Genomic DNA, 14,446 nt, shown 5'->3' with positions numbered 1-14,446 from the left:
GGGAACCCGATCCAGGGATCACCGATCCCCCGATGGCCGAGTCCTTGTGGGTGCCCGACGGTCGGGGTGGAATCGACGACATCGGAACACGACACCGACAACCGATACGAAAAGAGATGCGGACATGAAGACGAGCGGCAACACAGTGTTCATCCCCGGTGCGACATCGGGAATCGGACTCGCACTCGCCCAGCGGTTGCAGGCGGCGGGCAACAAGGTCATCGTCGGCGGACGGCGAACGGAACTCCTCGATCAGATCGCCACCGACCATCCTGGTATCGAGGTCGTGCGGATCGACACCGCCGACGGCGACGACATCGCCCGGGTGAGCGCCGACCTGCAACAGCGCTTCCCCGACCTCGACGTCGTGATACTGATGGCCGGACTGATGCGGTCGGAGGATCTGCGTGACCCGGACTTCCTCGACACCGCCACCCTCGAGGTGCAGACCAACATCCTCGGGCCGCTGCGGCTGATCGCGGCGTTCACCGAATTCCTTGCCGCCCAACCCCATGCGACGATCATCACCGTGTCGTCGGGGCTGGCGTTCACGCCGATGGCCACCACGCCCACCTACAGCGCCACCAAGGCGTTCATCCACTCGTTCACCGAGAGTCTGCGGATACAGTTGGCGGACAGCTCGGTCGACGTCCTCGAGTTGGCGCCGCCTGCCGTGCAGACCGACCTCATGCCGGGACAGGCGCAGGCCGCGTGGGCGATGCCGCTCGACGATTTCGTCGACGAGGTCATGACGCTGCTGCCGGATGCGATCGACGAGATCCTCGTCGAGCGGGTGAAGCCGCTGCGTTATTCGGTCCAGGACGGGACCTACACCCAGCTGATGACCGCGCTCGCGCATCAGGCCTGAATGACGACGACGCCGCCACGGGGGCAGTGGCGGCGTCGTCTGGTGAACCCGGACAGCAGAGCTGTCAGGGTTGATCCTGCTGGTGAGCCTTCTCTCGCTGTTCGGCCACCTTCGCTTCGGCGCGTGCCTCCTCGGCCTCCGCCTCCTTGCGTGCGGCGTCGAGGTCGGCCTCACCCTTGTCTTGCTGCGCCTTGCCTTCCCTGGTCAGGTCCTCGCGTCCGGTGACGGCGCCGACGGCCTCCTTCACCTTGCCCTTGGCGTTTTCGACGGTGCCCTTGATGCCTTCGGCAGGCCCACTGTTGCGATCAGCCATGACGATCTCCTCTCTTGCCGGTCATCGCCGCACGGAAGACTCCGTGCGATCGACCGATGTCAGGGTTGACGGTCGACGCGCATCCCAAACCTCAGCGAGCCGCCTTGGCGGCATCGACCTCGGTGCGGGAGTCGGAATGATCGAGAACACCTTCGGAGTTCTCGAGGTGCGCGCGCACGAACCATTGGAACTTCTCGAGTTCGGCGCATTGCCCGATCAGGATGTCCTGGGTCACCGGATCGGGAGCCTCGGTGGAGCTGATCGCCGAGCGATACGTCGCGATGAACCCGTCGTAGACGAGATCGAGGGCCGCGAGATGGGCCTGGGCTGTGTCGCGTCCCAGTGAGTAGTCGTTCCAGGACCGATCGGCCTCGATCGCGTTTGCGGTACCGCGCGGCGAACCGCCCAGCGTCGCAATCCGTTCGGCGAGAGTGTCTGCGTAGTCACGCACGGCCGTCACCTGCGGGTCCAGCATCTCGTGGACACCGATGAAGTTCGGCCCGACCACATTCCAATGGATGTGTTTGAGCGTGAGGTGCAGGTCGTTGAGCGCGCTGAGACGCTCCTGCAGGATTGCGATGACCTTTTCGGCTGACGACTCGTCCAGCCACGATGTTGTGAATGACATATCGGGTCGCATACCCCGTGCGGCGCAGGGCGAAACCTCCGGTGCGCCAGACGGGTTTCGTCGATCGATGGGCGATGGTGTCGCGGCGGGCCCGGAATCCCTGCTTCGCCTGCGACGAATGTCTGGGATGCTGGAGGCCAGGGAGCGACTCCCGGGGGAGTCGTGTGGTGGTGGAAAGAGGTACACAGATGCACACGCCGGACGAAGAGACGTTGTCCGAACCCAACGCGACGATCCACGGGGACATCGCCCGGCTCGCCCGTGTCCTGCACGGGCCGTCGGAAGCCGACGTGAAGCCCGACGCCGTTCTGCGTCAGGTGACGAGCTCTGCGGTGGCATTGCTGCCGATGGTCGACCACGCGGGCGTGACGCTGGTGCACCGACGTTCCGGTCGTGGGCTGCCCGAACTCGAGTCGACGGCGGAGACCGGAAACGTGCCCCGGCAGTTCGACGACCTCCAACACGAATACGGCGACGGCCCCTGTTTCGAGGCGATCTGGGCGCACCGAACGGTCACCATCCCCGATTTTCGGACCGAAGAACGCTGGCCCAAGTTGGTGGCCGGTGTCTTGGACCAGACCCCTGTCCTGTCCACCCTGTCGATCCAGTTGTTCCTCACCGATCGCGAGCTCGGCGCCCTCAATCTGCATTCGGAGTCGGCCGACGCGTTCGACGAAGAGATCGAAGACCTGGCGACGACGCTCGCCACCCACGCCGCCATCGCGCTGTCCACGGCGCGACGCGGGGAACAGTTTCGCAGCGCTCTGGCCTCCCGCGACATCATCGGTCAGGCCAAGGGCATCATCATGGAGCGCTACGACACCGATGCGCTGCACGCATTCGACATCCTGCGCAGGTTGTCCCAGGACACCAACACTCCGGTTGCCGATGTCGCCAAACGGCTGGTCGAGGCGGATCATCCCGAACGTTGAGGTTCATCGCCGGTCGTGTTTAGTCGGCGCACTCACGGGAAACCCATGAGGTGTCCGCATGACAACGAGGACGAAGGAGGTACTGATGACCACCACTCCTCGGCGCGCGGCCGTGGACCCGGCGTCCGAACGCGGTACAGATTCCGATGTCACACACCCCGACGATGCGCGTGAGAAGGTCGACGAACTCGAAGAAGAGCACGTCCACATACCGGCTGACGACGAATCGCCGTCGGTGGATCCCAGGTCGGCGACCAGCCCCGATCGCGATGAGGAAGATCCGTCATCACCTGACGCGGGCCGAAGCGAGCCACCCGATTGAGAGGCCGCGCGCCCGCGTGCCGCGCCGCCGTCGGTGGTGACGACGATGACAATAGGTGAGACGGCACCGGGATCCACACCGAGGAAGAGAAGTGAAGGGAAGGGTCAGTGGGGCAGCAACGAATGACCGACCAACGAGAGATCGATGAACTCTCGCGGTCGACGCAAGCTCCCGTGAGCGTATCGGTGGCGGCCGAGGCGAAAACGTTGCCGATCATACGCTCGGTGGTCGAGCGCGCATTGTTCCTGGACGACTGGAGCATCGATGACGTCGCAGACGTCAAACTCGGCGTCGACGAGATCTGTACACAGTTGGGTGTCCTCGCCGAACCGGGTGGGCGCCTTGATGTTTCCTTGCAGGTCGGGAAGCAGGGCGTGGTGTGCCAAGTCGATGGCACCGTCGATGCAGGCGGCGTCCTGGACACGAGCGGGTTCGGCTGGCATGTCGTGCAGACCGTCACCGACGCGCAGTCGGTCGGCTACAGCGACTCCGATGATGGTCGGCGTGGCATTTCCGTGCGATTTGCCAAGTGGCGCAACGGTCTCTGACCAATCGGCTCCGCCGCCGCTGGCTCGAGCCCGGGTGAGGAGGCCCACCGCTCAAGACCGAGCGCTCACCGGACCGTTCGGCCCCCCAGTGCAGAACCTGCCTCGTCCACGGACTCGAAGAGTTCGATGGTGGTGTCCAGCTCACAGGCCTCGATGGGCCGTGCGACGACTCGACCGCCCACCACCGCCACCGGCATCCTGGACCGCTCGGCGTCGACACAGAATCGGGCGAGGATCGCCAGTCCCGATGCGTTGAGGAACTCCACGCGGGACAGGTCGAGAACCACGCCTTCGGGGCGTTGACCTGCCACTCGGTCGAGTGCGGCGGCGAAGTCCGCCGCCGACTGCACGTCGATGTCGCCGGAAAAACGTTGTAGGCAAAGGGATTTGCTGGCCGTCATCCCGCTGGGTCGGCTCGTTCGGTGTGCCGACGACGGGTGAAACGAGATATGTGAGTCCAGATTCATGTGCGCGTCCGTCCCAGTCGATGTTTCGGGTGCGGCGAGACGCGCTGAAGGCAGTCCCGCCCGCATGCAGCTGTTGACTGAACCGCTGAGTCCAACCGTACGGTTCTCCGGCTCGCTCTTCAAGTGGAGTTTGGCGCCGAACCCGTTCGGGTACGCGGTGTTGCGTCTGGGTTCCGTGGCAGACTCGCTGGTACACCGGATCTTTGCCCAGACTTTCTGAGGAAAGGAGTCGTTTGTCGACCACATCTGCCCCAGATCCCACGCCGTCGGTGACCGAGACACCAGATGAGGCCGCGGGTATGGACGGCAGGACCACGGATGTGTCCACGGGCGTGGACCGCTCCGACGGCGACGACGACTACACGAAGGTGGCGTCCGCGCTGGAGGAGATGGCCGCAGAGTCCGATCCTGATCGTCGCGCCGAGCTCCGGGACACCATCGTGAAACGCTGCCTGCCTCTGGCAGACCATGTGGCACGGCGATTCAGCGACCGCGGCGAGTCGTTCGACGACCTGGTCCAGGTGGCACGTATCGGAGTGGTGAACGCGGTGGACCGCTTCGACGCCGAACGTGGGTCAAGCTTTCTCGCGTTCGCCGTCCCCACCGTGATGGGCGAGGTCAAACGACACTTCCGGGACACGATGTGGTCGATCCGGGTGCCACGTCGCGCCAAGGAGGTGTCGCTGAATATCAGCAGGGCCAGCGACGAATTGGTGCAGCAGCTGGGTCGTTCGCCCCGACCGAGCGAGTTGGCGGCGCACCTCGACATGCCGGTCGACGAAGTCGTCGACGGTCTGGTCGCCCGTTCCGCCTACAACGCGACGTCGATCGACGCGGAGTCCGACGACGAAGGTCGATCGCTCGGCGACACACTCGGAGACGATGATTCACGACTGGCTCAGGTCGAGGAGTTCGTGACCCTGCGCCCGGCGTTGGAACGCCTACCGGACCGGGAGCGTCGGATTCTGTCGCTGCGGTTCTTCCACTCCATGTCGCAGAGCGAGATCGCGGCCGAAGTGGGGATCTCACAGATGCACGTGTCTCGACTGCTGTCGAAGACGCTTGTCCGACTCCGGGAGGAGCTGGCCGACGACGACGGTGCCCCCGACGTCGACCGCTGAGCGGCGCCACTGTCGGCGATCGCTTCAGCGCGGGATCCGCGCCTGGCCGAGGGACGCCGACGATGGGTCGAGCAATTCGAAACAGCATCTACCGCAACGTGCTTCGCGTACCCGATGCATGGCATTCCGACGCGGACACGGATCGTCGGGTCAGAAATGAACACCTGGCCGTGCAACGGTCTGCCCCCGGGTTTGGCTGCCGGCGACCCGGGTACCCGTGACTTGTGGACAAGCAACGCGAACCAGACACCATCGAATATCCGGGCCGGACGGCCGAGATGTCCGACGAGCCGCGCGACGAGATGCGCGGTTACGAGGGTCGCGACCTGCTGGCCGGTAAGAAGGCCCTCGTCACCGGCGGTGATTCGGGAATCGGTCGGGCAGTGGCCGTCGCCTTTGCCAAGGAGGGGGCCGATGTCGCGATCGCTTACCTCGAAGAGAGCGACGACGCCCATCACACGCTCAACCTGATCGAGACCGAAGGTCGGCGGGCGCGGGCTTATCCCGGCGACCTCGCCGATCCCGCCCATTGTGCCGATGTCGTCGGCCAGACCGTCGCAGAGTTCGGCGGGCTCGATCTGCTCGTCAACAACGTCGCCTTCCAGAGCCCGGTCGACGACTTCCTGGATCTGACGCCCGAGCAGTGGCGACGAACCTTCGACGTGAACATCGACAGCTTCTTCCACACGACGCGTGCGGCCGTCCCACATCTGACCGGTGGCGGCGCGATCGTCAACACCGGATCGATCAACGGCCTGCGTGGGAACAAGCAGCTCATCGACTACGCAGCCACCAAGGGTGCGGTCACGGCCCTCACCTACTCGCTGGCGCAGGCGTTGATGGAACGCCGGATACGCGTCAATTGTGTTGCACCCGGACCGGTCTGGACCCCGCTGATACCCGCCACACTGCCTGCCGAGCAGGTCGCCGAGTTCGGCGCGCAGACGCCGTACGGTCGGGCCGCGCAGCCCGACGAGATCGCTCCGTCGTACGTCTTCTTCGCAGCGGATCGACTCTCCTCGTATTACACCGGCGAGGTACTCGCCCCGCTCGGTGGCGAGACCCTTCCCGGCTGACATCGGGCGGTTCGCGAAGTCTCCCTGCGCGTCCGCCGATCGGCGTTACCGTCAGGCATGGCCGATACAACACTCTTCATCTTCGGTGCGACCGGTGATCTCACCTCCCGGCTCCTGCTGCCGTCCCTCGGGCAACTCCTCACCCTCGAGCCGGATCGGAGCGTGAACCTCGTCGGGGTGGGTCGGCGTGACGTCTCGGATGCGGACTGGCGGGCGCGAGTGGCGGAATCGTTCGGCGACGACGTCGGCCCGACGGCACGTGACGTCGCGGAGAACTCGACCTATCTGCAGACCGACATCACCTCCGCTGACGGGATCCGGTCGGTGTTCGATGCGGCCGACGGTCGTCCGGTGCTCTATTTCGCGGTGCCACCCGCCGTCGCGCAGACCTCGTGCGAGGCGATGGTCGGCCTCGACATCCCAACAGGGACCATCCTCGCGCCGGAGAAACCGTTCGGCACCGACCAGGCGAGCGCACAGGCGTTCAATCGTTTGCTCACCGGATTGGTGCCGGAGAATCAGGTGTTCCGGGTGGATCATTTTCTCGGACAATCGATTCTGCTGGATCTGCTGGGGGTGCGCTTCGCCAATCGCGTGTTCGAACCGGTGTGGACCGCCGAGCACATCGAATCGGTGCTGATCCGCTACGACGAGACGCTCGGGCTCGAGGGGCGAGCAGGCTATTACGACGGGTCGGGCGCACTCGAGGACATGCTGCAGAGCCATCTCCTGCAACTGTTGGCGGTGGTCGCCATGGACCCGCCGTCCTCGCTCGGCGAGCGAGATCTGCGCGATGCGACCGCTGCCGCGCTTCGCGCCACACACGTCTGGGGCGACGATCCGGCTGCATCGTCCCGGCGGGCGCGCTACACGGCCGGCATCGTGGCGGGCCGGCAGCTGCCGTCGTACATCGACGAGGAGGGTGTCGACCCGGCTCGCAACACCGAAACCCTCGCCGAGGCGACATTCGAAGTGCGCACCGCGCGCTGGCAGGGTGTGCCGTTCACGTTGCGGTCGGGAAAGGCCCTCGAGCCTGCGATCCGCGAGATCGCGTTGACCTTCCGCCCCGTGCGGCATGTGCCGGACCAGTTCAGTGGTGAGACCTCGCCCGACGTGTTGCGGTTCCGATTCGGTCCGGACGTGATGTCGTTGCACATCGACGTGCACCGCGGATCGCATCCCTTCGAACTTCGCCCCGTCGACATGACCGCCGAGCTCGGGCAGGGTTCCGTGCACGCGTACGCGGAAGTGCTCTCCGGCATCCTCGACGGTGACGCCACACTCGCGGTGCGAGGGGACGCCGCCGAGCAGTGCTGGCGCATCGTGGATCCGATCATCGCCGCCTGGCGATCGGGGCAGGTTCCGCTCGACGACTACCCGGCGGGTTCGAGTGGACCGCAGGGCTGGCCGGACCGCTGACCTCATCCGGTCAGGAATCGAGAAGCAACCACGGGTGGCCGCTCGTAGCGTTGTCGCCATGACCACAAACATTGATTCCATAACGCTCGAGGTTTCCGACACTGCCGCCGCGGAGGTGTTCTACGACAAGGCTTTCGGGTTGGGCGACCGGTTGCGGCTGCGCCACTCGGACGCCCCGACCACCGGCTTCCGAGGTTTCGTCATGTCACTGGTCGTCGCCGATCCGACGGTGGTCGACTCCCTGATCTCGCCTGCGCTCGACGCAGGTGCCACCGAGATCAAACCGGCGAAGAAGTCGTTCTGGGGGTACGGGGGTGTCGTCGCGGCACCCGACGGGACGCTCTGGAAGATCGCCTCGTCGAAGAAGAAGGCCACCGGCGCACCCGCGCGGCAGGTCGATGACATCGTGCTCCTCATCGGAGCTGCCGACGTCCTCGCGAGCAAGGCGTTCTACGTCGACCAGGGAATGGCCGTGGCGAAGAGTTTCGGCCGCAAATACGTCGAATTCGAGAGTGCCCCGGGCGCGGTGAAGTTGGCTCTCTACGGTCGGCGCGCGGCCGCCAAGGATGCGGGGGTCCCGGCGGACGGCACCGGCTCGCACCGTCTGGTGATCGGAGGTGCCACCCAGACGTGCACCGATCCCGACGGTTTCGTGTGGGAAACCGCGTAGTCGCGGAGTCGGTCGCGACGGCGAGCCCGGCGGTCGACGAATCTCCGATCGCCGTGGGCGGACTCGACGACGTGACCGTTCAGGACGTGCCGAGTGTGTGACGGTGTGCGATGGTCACCGGGACATCAGCGCGCGCCAACCAAAGTCGTTGGTGGGCAACATGTCGTAGCCGCTCCGCGGTGCCGGCGCCGACGTTGCGCGGCGCCCGGTCGAGGATGTCGAGCACTCGGAAGAAGAACTCGCGGTCGGACATGCCGAAACGCTCGCGGATCTCGTGGGTGGGTCCGCCACCGTAGCGCGACCAACGCAGCGCGAAGTCGAGCACCTCGGAGTCGGACACGGTGTGTGCCCTCATGCTGCACCTCGTCCGTCGTGGGTCGGTGCGGGAGGCGAGACGGGCGGCGGATCGACATCACCGACGGTCTCTTCCGAATGCTCCATCACCTTCGTCCACCAGTCGTGCAGCGGCGACGGATCGGGCCAGACTATCGGGGCGTCGTGGTCGCGTGCGGTCACGGTGTCACCTCCCTTGCGCTCGCTTCCAGACTGCCCGCGGATCGGGTGGTCGAAACGTCGCCAACGGCAACTATCCCATCCGCGGCAGCCGGGCATCGTCGGTTCTCCCCGATTCGAGCGCGGGCTGCGAGTGCGCGTCGCGCGCAGGAGTTGGTCGAACCGGGCGGTGACAGTGATCGGTGGGCACCCAGATCGGTGCTCCACGGTTCGACGGGCCAGGGGTCGGTGGTCCAGCGTTGGGCGGTCACACAGATCGGTGGGCGATGGATCGGTGCGAGGAATCCGGTCAAGCAGGGACCGCGATGGCGGAGAGTCCGGGGATCACGCTGATGGTCGTCGGCGGACGCTGGTACTGCTCGCGGAGCACCGTGACCGTCGCGACCACCGGGCCGGCCCCGGTCTGCGCGATCGCCGACGTCGGCAGCGATGCCGGGTATCCGTCGACGGGGTGAGCGGGCTTGTCCCAGTGCCGCAGTTGTGCCGCACCCGTCTTGCCGTTCTGCAGGTTTCGCCACGAGATCTGCAGGTACCGATAGGAGTATTGGGCGTGGTAGGGCGCGGGATCGGCGACGGTGAACGACACCGTCGGTGGCGGCGGAGGGTACTGCAACGTGCGGATACCCGGTTGCGCGATCACCGTGACCGGTTGGAACGAGCCACCCGGGACGCCACCCGGCCCGGCTTCGATTCCGCCGATGGCGGGGATGTGCAGGTGCAGGACCTGGGTCGTCGCGCTCGGTCGCGGTGTCGTCGGGGTTGCTGCGGCGACGGCGGGTACACCGAGGGTCAGCGCGACGAGGACGGCGGTGATGGTGTGGCGAGGTCGGAACACGTGGTCTGCCTTCGGATCGGATCAGCCTTGGTAGCGCTGTATGTCGATGGTCATCGGCTGCGCGCCGGTGTGCGGGGCGTTGGTGGAGACGGTGACGTCGTAGATGTCGGCCGGGCCGGGTGACACGACGTCCTTCGACGTGCTGAAGAAGCCGGGCCCGGGGATGTGCCGGGTGAAACTCTTTGCCGGTCCGCCGTTTCGGGGTGTGAACGTGTAGGTGAGGTCTACCGAGCACGAGCCGACGCCGTAGAGGGTGCTGCCGAGGAACAGCGTTGCCTGGCCGGGATAGTGCCCGACGCCGACGTCGATCTGTCCGGCACACGCCCCGGATCCGGCCAGCGTGTAGAGCGTCGTCTTGGTGTTGCCGTCGGCAGCGTGCGCAGGTGCCGACCCGAGGATTCCGGCGGCCACCGCTGCTGCGGTCGCGACGCCCAGAGCGGTGCATCGAGCTGCTGACCTCATCGTGGTGCTCCTTGTGTTCGGGGACGCGGGTAAGACAGCTGTACCGTGCACATCGCGCGCGACCGACATTGCGTTAGCACGGCAAACGAAATCCGCAGAAGGGGAATCACCGACGGCTACCGTTGGGGTATGCCGATGGGCGTACCTGCCGCCTCTCCCGCGGGACGATGGCTGATCGCCGGAACCGTACTGGGTTCTGGCGTCGCCTTCCTGGACAGCACCGTGGTCAACGTCGCGCTGCCGGCCATGGCCCGGGATCTCGACACAGGGCTGGGCGGACAGCAATGGGTGCTCGACGGGTACCTGCTCACCTTGAGCGCGCTCATCCTGCCCGGCGGGGCGGTCGGCGACCGGTACGGGCGCCGACGGATCTTCGTGATCGGTCTGGTGGTGTTCGCGGCGGCGTCGATGGCCTGCGGCCTGGCGCCCACGTCCGGATGGTTGATCGCCGCTCGGATCGTGCAGGGGATCGGTGCCGCAGCCGTCGTGCCCGGCAGCCTGGCCCTGATCGATGCAGGCATAAACGAGTCCGACCGTGGACGCGCCATCGGACTCTGGGCCGGAATGTCCGGTGCGACAAGCGCTCTGGGGCCATTCGTCGGTGGATGGCTGGTGGACGCCGCGTCGTGGCGCTGGGTGTTCTTCCTCGGTGTGCCGTTCGCGCTCGGCGCGGTCTGGATCGCCGTGCGGCACATCCCCGAGTCGCGCGACACCACGGTGACCGGTCGCCTCGACATCGCCGGCGCGGCCGCCATCACCGTCGGCCTGACGGGTGTCATCTATGCGTTGATCGAGGGTCCCGCGCGCGGATGGACCGCGACCGTCGTGGTCGCGGTCGTGGCCGGTGTGGGTGCACTCGTCGTGTTCGTGGTCTGCGAGAGGCGCGCCGACGCGCCACTCCTGCCGCTCGGGCTCTTCAGATCCTGGCAGTTCACCGGCGCGAATCTCACCACCCTGGTGGTCTACGCCGCGCTCGGTGGGGCACTGTTCCTGCTCGCCCTGCAGTTGCAGCAGAGCATGGACTACTCGGCCTTCGAAGCCGGAGTGGCCACGGTGCCCAGCACCGTGATCATGCTGTTCGGATCGCCCCTGTCGGGCAGACTCGCGCAGTTCACCGGGCCGAGGTTGCCGATGACGGTCGGACCGTTCATAGCGGCGGGTGGGCTCGCCCTGATGGCGAGGATCGTGCCCGGCGCGGGCTATCTCGACGCCGTGCTGCCGGCTGTCGTCCTCTTCGGAGTCGGGATGACGATCACGGTCGCCCCGCTCACCGCGGCCGCACTCGGCGCGGTCGATGCGGCTCACTCGGGCACCGCGTCAGGTGTCAACAACGCGGTCGCCCGCGTCGCGAGCCTGTTGGCGGTGGCGGTGTTGCCCGTTGTCGCCGGAATCGACGCAGGCCCAGATCAGCCTCTGGGGCAGGGGTTTTCGACGGCGATGTACATCGCTGCGATCTGTTGTGCGGTCGGCGGTGTGATCGCCGCCGCGAGTATCCGGTCGGGAGCTCGGGTCAGTACCCATGTGCAGCCGTCCGTCGGACATGCCTGCCAGCCGCCCGAACCCGCGACAGGGCCGCGCTGAGATGCGTCGCACACTAATTGGTCGTGCACAACTGAAGCGGGTAGTGTCTGTCGGGTCGCCGGTGGAACCGGCAGAATCGAACATGACACAGAAGGGTCGCCGTGGTGGTCAGCGACAGTCGATCGAAGCCTGCGGGCCTGCAGTACGTCCGCTATGCCTACGGTGCGCGTCTGCCCGCCTCGATGCGTGACTGGGTCGCCAACGACCTGGCCGGGCCGGGGGCGGCGATGCGCATGGTGGTGCGGTGGTCGATTCCCTGCATCATCCTGCTGGCCCCGATGATGCTCGTGCCCGCCGATCTCGTCATCCGGCTGAACATGACCTTGCCGATCTTGCTGCCCTACATCTTTTTCGCCATCGCGTTGAACCGCGTCTACCGGCGTTACCGACTCGATCAGCACGGTCTGGATCCTGACCTGATCAACCGGCGCGAGCGCGAACGCAACGCCGATCTCTACGACGAGTACCACCGGAAGTACCGCGGCGAACGGAGGCGGCCCCGTGGCTGAATCAGCCGGCCCCACGGTGCAACTCGACGGCAATCCGCTGCTGCTTGAACGTCAGGTCTGTTTCGCGCTCGCGGTGGCCAACCGTTCGGTGCTCAAGGTCTATCGACGACTCCTCGAACCCCTGGGGCTCACTCATCCGCAGTACCTCGTCATGTTGGCCCTGTGGGAGACGTCGCCGCGGTCGGTCAAGTCGCTCGGGGCCGCTCTGCAACTCGAATCGGCAACCCTGTCGCCACTGCTCAAGCGGTTGGAGTCCGCGGGACTCGTTGCGCGACAACGACGTGACGACGATGAACGCAACGTCGACATCGCGCTCACCGACTTCGGACGTGCTCTGCGTCGCGACGCGCTGGCCATCCCGCCCGCCGTCGTCGAGGCGCTCGGCGTGGACGTGGAGACACTCGAGGAACTACACGGTGTGCTGATCCGGGTGAACAAGGCCGCGGTGCAGGCGGAGGAGAACCGCGCCGGTTGACGCGTGGGTGTTCTGCGGTGTCCGACGTGGGTCAGAGGTGCCGGACCACATAACGGGCGGCGTCGAGGGTCATGCCGTTGACCGCGTACAGGACGTGCAGGGAATTGGGTTGTCCCACCCGGGCGCCGTTGCAGATCGTGTCGCCGGGGATGCAATACCGGACCGTCTTGCCTTCGTAGGGAGCCCCGACGCGGATCGGAGGAGCGCCTACGTCGCGGATGAAACGATCCGACGGTGGCGCGAACAAGACGACGGCGGCCACATGGCGTGCAACGTTTGCCGGCAGCGGCGGCGGAACCATCGATTCGTAGCGGCGGTAGCGGTCGGGGATCGCGATCTTGCCACTCGTCGCATAGCCGGCGACCACCGCGCCCTGCGAGTAGCCGCCCAACACGATCCGGGTCCGGGGACACACCGCGGCGAGGTACTTCACGCGGGTTTGGGCGTCCTTGACGCCGTTCACCACACTCTGCGCGAATCGGAGCCGGTCGTTGAAGTTGTTGCCCGCCGGATAGTTCACCCCGTAGGAGCCGACGGACTTGCCGGGCAACTGCGAACGCAGGGCTTCCACGAACGAGATGCCGGTCAGTCCCAGCGGCGGGAGGGGCTCGATGGTGCCCCGGGCGAAGACGACCTCGACGTCCGAGCAGGTCGCGGCCTGCGCCTTTGTGTCGGACAGGGCCACCGAGGCGGTGACGGCCGCCAGCAGACAGAGGATCGAGACCACCACGCGCTTGATCATGAGCTCAGCGTAATGGCCCGAGGCCGTTCAGACCCGAGAACAGCTGCGGCAACCCAAGGAGTTGCCGCAGCTGTGTCGGTCGTGCGGCGGTCACATGATCTGCGAGGAGATCTCGAACATCCACGCGGGCTCGGCGATGAGCTGGCGCGGGAGGTAATCGGATTCCACCTCGATCTGCATGCCCTCGTCGGCAGCCATCGCGGCCAGACCGAACAACGGGAGCGAGATGAACCCGTTCGGATCCCGACGTCGCTCCGCAGTGCTGCCCCAGTATGTGCGGTGGCTGGTCAGCGCGATCTCCAACTGTTCGGTGAACGTCCGCTGATCACCGATGGATGCCAGCACCCCGAACAGATCGAGTTGCAGCAGCTGGGCCTGTTCACGCGAACTGATCGTGGGCGAGGCGACGTGCTGCACCGTCTCGGAGATCTGCCCGGCCCACGTGGTGTCCCCTCGATCGCGCGCCCTCAGGACCTCGACCAGTCCGAGCATCGCGCGGTCGAACCTGGTGCCCATGGTCAAGGTGTCGACATCCACCGCGCGCAGCGTGTCGAGCGCGGTCTGGTTGCGGGTTGCGCGCGCCCACCAGTAGGTGGTCAGCCAGGTCGGGATGTTGACGTCGGCCGGCGCCGGGGCGATGCCGTGAGATTCCAGTCCGCCGTCGTCGAGTTCGATGACGAAGGACTCGCCCGGTGTGAGTGCGGACAGTTGATACACCGCGAGATTCAGTTGTGCGGCGCGGCGGGCGGCCTTGCGAGTCCCATCGTTGGCGCCGGTGGGGTCGCTGCCGAAGTGGAAGCCCGCGGCTGCGTCGGCCCCGGCCACAACCATCGACAGCACAGAGCCCGGCGAACTGGTCACGAGGTCATACAGCGAGACCACGGTGCTGTCGCCTCCGGCGGCCAGTTCACCGATCTCGGCTGCAGCGAGGCCCGTCGCGTGTCTGGAAACGTGGATCATGTCTG

At 66.3% G+C, this 14,446-nt stretch carries 20 protein-coding genes; 11 read left to right on the top strand and 9 right to left on the bottom strand.

Going from position 1 to position 14,446, the window contains the following annotated elements; genetic code table 11:
• Positions 1-124: 124 nt before the first annotated feature.
• Positions 125-868 carry an SDR family oxidoreductase gene (locus AAFP35_RS18340; protein WP_419223069.1) on the top strand — a complete coding sequence of 248 codons (744 nt, stop codon included), beginning with the start codon at positions 125-127 and terminating at the stop codon, positions 866-868.
• 64 nt (positions 869-932) lie between these two features.
• On the opposite strand, the gene AAFP35_RS18335 is transcribed toward AAFP35_RS18340, so the two are convergent.
• Together AAFP35_RS18335 and dps are read right to left on the bottom strand one after the other, a co-directional pair.
• Complete coding sequence (locus tag AAFP35_RS18335; protein WP_419223068.1) at positions 933-1,181, bottom strand: CsbD family protein; 249 nt, start codon at positions 1,179-1,181, stop codon at positions 933-935.
• A 91-nt stretch (positions 1,182-1,272) separates the two neighbouring features.
• Positions 1,273-1,809, bottom strand: coding sequence for a DNA starvation/stationary phase protection protein Dps (gene dps, locus AAFP35_RS18330; protein ID WP_419223067.1), 537 nt, complete (start codon positions 1,807-1,809; stop codon positions 1,273-1,275).
• Between the two features lie 188 nt (positions 1,810-1,997).
• Here dps and AAFP35_RS18325 point away from each other — a divergent pair, with 188 nt between their 5' ends.
• From AAFP35_RS18325 to AAFP35_RS18315, 3 genes are all read left to right on the top strand, one after another.
• Positions 1,998-2,741, top strand: a complete 744-nt coding sequence (locus AAFP35_RS18325) for a GAF and ANTAR domain-containing protein (protein ID WP_419223066.1) — start codon at positions 1,998-2,000, stop codon at positions 2,739-2,741.
• 85 nt (positions 2,742-2,826) lie between these two features.
• Positions 2,827-3,063 (top strand): hypothetical protein, encoded by a 237-nt coding sequence (locus tag AAFP35_RS18320; RefSeq protein WP_419223065.1) that lies wholly within the window; start codon positions 2,827-2,829, stop codon positions 3,061-3,063.
• Positions 3,064-3,269: 206 nt separating this feature from the next.
• Positions 3,270-3,611 (top strand): anti-sigma factor, encoded by a 342-nt coding sequence (locus AAFP35_RS18315; protein ID WP_419223064.1) that lies wholly within the window; start codon positions 3,270-3,272, stop codon positions 3,609-3,611.
• A gap of 65 nt (positions 3,612-3,676) precedes the next feature.
• Here AAFP35_RS18315 and AAFP35_RS18310 read toward each other — a convergent pair whose 3' ends face one another.
• The gene (locus AAFP35_RS18310; protein ID WP_419223063.1) at positions 3,677-4,012 is read right to left on the bottom strand and encodes an STAS domain-containing protein; all 336 of its coding nucleotides are present in this window, start codon (positions 4,010-4,012) and stop codon (positions 3,677-3,679) included.
• A gap of 365 nt (positions 4,013-4,377) precedes the next feature.
• Here AAFP35_RS18310 and AAFP35_RS18305 point away from each other — a divergent pair, with 365 nt between their 5' ends.
• The 4 genes from AAFP35_RS18305 to AAFP35_RS18290 all read left to right on the top strand — a co-directional run bounded on the left by AAFP35_RS18305 (position 4,378) and on the right by AAFP35_RS18290 (position 8,364).
• Positions 4,378-5,199: an RNA polymerase sigma factor SigF gene (locus tag AAFP35_RS18305; protein WP_419223089.1), complete on the top strand. Its 822-nt coding sequence runs from the start codon at positions 4,378-4,380 to the stop codon at positions 5,197-5,199.
• Positions 5,200-5,477: 278 nt separating this feature from the next.
• On the top strand, positions 5,478-6,275 hold the full coding sequence (locus tag AAFP35_RS18300) for an SDR family oxidoreductase (RefSeq protein ID WP_419223088.1): 798 nt from the start codon (positions 5,478-5,480) through the stop codon (positions 6,273-6,275).
• A 57-nt stretch (positions 6,276-6,332) separates the two neighbouring features.
• A complete protein-coding gene (locus tag AAFP35_RS18295) occupies positions 6,333-7,694 on the top strand; it encodes a glucose-6-phosphate dehydrogenase (protein ID WP_419223062.1) in 1,362 nt (453 codons plus the stop codon).
• A 58-nt stretch (positions 7,695-7,752) separates the two neighbouring features.
• Positions 7,753-8,364: a glyoxalase gene (locus AAFP35_RS18290; protein WP_419223061.1), complete on the top strand. Its 612-nt coding sequence runs from the start codon at positions 7,753-7,755 to the stop codon at positions 8,362-8,364.
• Positions 8,365-8,443: 79 nt separating this feature from the next.
• On the opposite strand, the gene AAFP35_RS18285 is transcribed toward AAFP35_RS18290, so the two are convergent.
• The 4 genes from AAFP35_RS18285 to AAFP35_RS18270 all read right to left on the bottom strand — a co-directional run bounded on the left by AAFP35_RS18285 (position 8,444) and on the right by AAFP35_RS18270 (position 10,174).
• A complete protein-coding gene (locus AAFP35_RS18285; RefSeq protein ID WP_419223060.1) occupies positions 8,444-8,719 on the bottom strand; it encodes a DUF3263 domain-containing protein in 276 nt (91 codons plus the stop codon).
• Complete coding sequence (locus AAFP35_RS18280; protein ID WP_419223059.1) at positions 8,716-8,880, bottom strand: hypothetical protein; 165 nt, start codon at positions 8,878-8,880, stop codon at positions 8,716-8,718. The genes AAFP35_RS18285 and AAFP35_RS18280 overlap by 4 nt, the downstream gene beginning before the upstream one ends.
• A 286-nt stretch (positions 8,881-9,166) precedes the next feature.
• Positions 9,167-9,712: a hypothetical protein gene (locus AAFP35_RS18275; RefSeq protein ID WP_419223058.1), complete on the bottom strand. Its 546-nt coding sequence runs from the start codon at positions 9,710-9,712 to the stop codon at positions 9,167-9,169.
• 21 nt (positions 9,713-9,733) lie between these two features.
• Positions 9,734-10,174 (bottom strand): hypothetical protein, encoded by a 441-nt coding sequence (locus AAFP35_RS18270; protein WP_419223057.1) that lies wholly within the window; start codon positions 10,172-10,174, stop codon positions 9,734-9,736.
• A 129-nt stretch (positions 10,175-10,303) separates the two neighbouring features.
• Here AAFP35_RS18270 and AAFP35_RS18265 point away from each other — a divergent pair, with 129 nt between their 5' ends.
• The 3 genes from AAFP35_RS18265 to AAFP35_RS18255 all read left to right on the top strand — a co-directional run bounded on the left by AAFP35_RS18265 (position 10,304) and on the right by AAFP35_RS18255 (position 12,739).
• Positions 10,304-11,755: an MFS transporter gene (locus tag AAFP35_RS18265; RefSeq protein ID WP_419223056.1), complete on the top strand. Its 1,452-nt coding sequence runs from the start codon at positions 10,304-10,306 to the stop codon at positions 11,753-11,755.
• 104 nt (positions 11,756-11,859) lie between these two features.
• The gene (locus AAFP35_RS18260) at positions 11,860-12,264 is read left to right on the top strand and encodes a DUF5313 domain-containing protein (protein ID WP_419223055.1); all 405 of its coding nucleotides are present in this window, start codon (positions 11,860-11,862) and stop codon (positions 12,262-12,264) included.
• On the top strand, positions 12,257-12,739 hold the full coding sequence (locus AAFP35_RS18255; protein WP_419223054.1) for a MarR family winged helix-turn-helix transcriptional regulator: 483 nt from the start codon (positions 12,257-12,259) through the stop codon (positions 12,737-12,739). The genes AAFP35_RS18260 and AAFP35_RS18255 overlap by 8 nt, the downstream gene beginning before the upstream one ends.
• A 31-nt stretch (positions 12,740-12,770) precedes the next feature.
• On the opposite strand, the gene AAFP35_RS18250 is transcribed toward AAFP35_RS18255, so the two are convergent.
• Both AAFP35_RS18250 and AAFP35_RS18245 read right to left on the bottom strand, forming a co-directional pair.
• Positions 12,771-13,481, bottom strand: coding sequence for a cutinase family protein (locus AAFP35_RS18250; RefSeq protein WP_419223053.1), 711 nt, complete (start codon positions 13,479-13,481; stop codon positions 12,771-12,773).
• Between the two features lie 90 nt (positions 13,482-13,571).
• Positions 13,572-14,441: an immunity 49 family protein gene (locus AAFP35_RS18245; RefSeq protein ID WP_419223052.1), complete on the bottom strand. Its 870-nt coding sequence runs from the start codon at positions 14,439-14,441 to the stop codon at positions 13,572-13,574.
• Positions 14,442-14,446: the final 5 nt, after the last annotated feature.

This window comes from Gordonia sp. CPCC 206044, assembly GCF_048537895.1.
Classification (GTDB): Bacteria; Actinomycetota; Actinomycetes; order Mycobacteriales; family Mycobacteriaceae; genus Gordonia.
The sequence above is the reverse complement of the archived record's forward strand: the minus strand, read 5'-3'. Positions and strand labels throughout refer to the sequence as shown.

Bases quoted from the DNA above. Each gene is read 5' to 3' on its own strand.
- AAFP35_RS18340 (WP_419223069.1), top strand. From the start codon at position 125: ATGAAGACGAGCGGCAACACAGTGTTCATCCCCGGTGCGACATCGGGA.
- AAFP35_RS18335 (WP_419223068.1), bottom strand. From the start codon at position 1,181: ATGGCTGATCGCAACAGTGGGCCTGCCGAAGGCATCAAGGGCACCGTC.
- dps (WP_419223067.1), bottom strand. From the start codon at position 1,809: ATGTCATTCACAACATCGTGGCTGGACGAGTCGTCAGCCGAAAAGGTC.
- AAFP35_RS18325 (WP_419223066.1), top strand. From the start codon at position 1,998: ATGCACACGCCGGACGAAGAGACGTTGTCCGAACCCAACGCGACGATC.
- AAFP35_RS18320 (WP_419223065.1), top strand. From the start codon at position 2,827: ATGACCACCACTCCTCGGCGCGCGGCCGTGGACCCGGCGTCCGAACGC.
- AAFP35_RS18310 (WP_419223063.1), bottom strand. From the start codon at position 4,012: ATGACGGCCAGCAAATCCCTTTGCCTACAACGTTTTTCCGGCGACATC.
- AAFP35_RS18305 (WP_419223089.1), top strand. From the start codon at position 4,378: ATGGACGGCAGGACCACGGATGTGTCCACGGGCGTGGACCGCTCCGAC.
- AAFP35_RS18300 (WP_419223088.1), top strand. From the start codon at position 5,478: ATGTCCGACGAGCCGCGCGACGAGATGCGCGGTTACGAGGGTCGCGAC.
- AAFP35_RS18295 (WP_419223062.1), top strand. From the start codon at position 6,333: ATGGCCGATACAACACTCTTCATCTTCGGTGCGACCGGTGATCTCACC.
- AAFP35_RS18290 (WP_419223061.1), top strand. From the start codon at position 7,753: ATGACCACAAACATTGATTCCATAACGCTCGAGGTTTCCGACACTGCC.
- AAFP35_RS18285 (WP_419223060.1), bottom strand. From the start codon at position 8,719: ATGAGGGCACACACCGTGTCCGACTCCGAGGTGCTCGACTTCGCGCTG.
- AAFP35_RS18270 (WP_419223057.1), bottom strand. From the start codon at position 10,174: ATGAGGTCAGCAGCTCGATGCACCGCTCTGGGCGTCGCGACCGCAGCA.
- AAFP35_RS18265 (WP_419223056.1), top strand. From the start codon at position 10,304: ATGCCGATGGGCGTACCTGCCGCCTCTCCCGCGGGACGATGGCTGATC.
- AAFP35_RS18250 (WP_419223053.1), bottom strand. From the start codon at position 13,481: ATGATCAAGCGCGTGGTGGTCTCGATCCTCTGTCTGCTGGCGGCCGTC.
- AAFP35_RS18245 (WP_419223052.1), bottom strand. From the start codon at position 14,441: ATGATCCACGTTTCCAGACACGCGACGGGCCTCGCTGCAGCCGAGATC.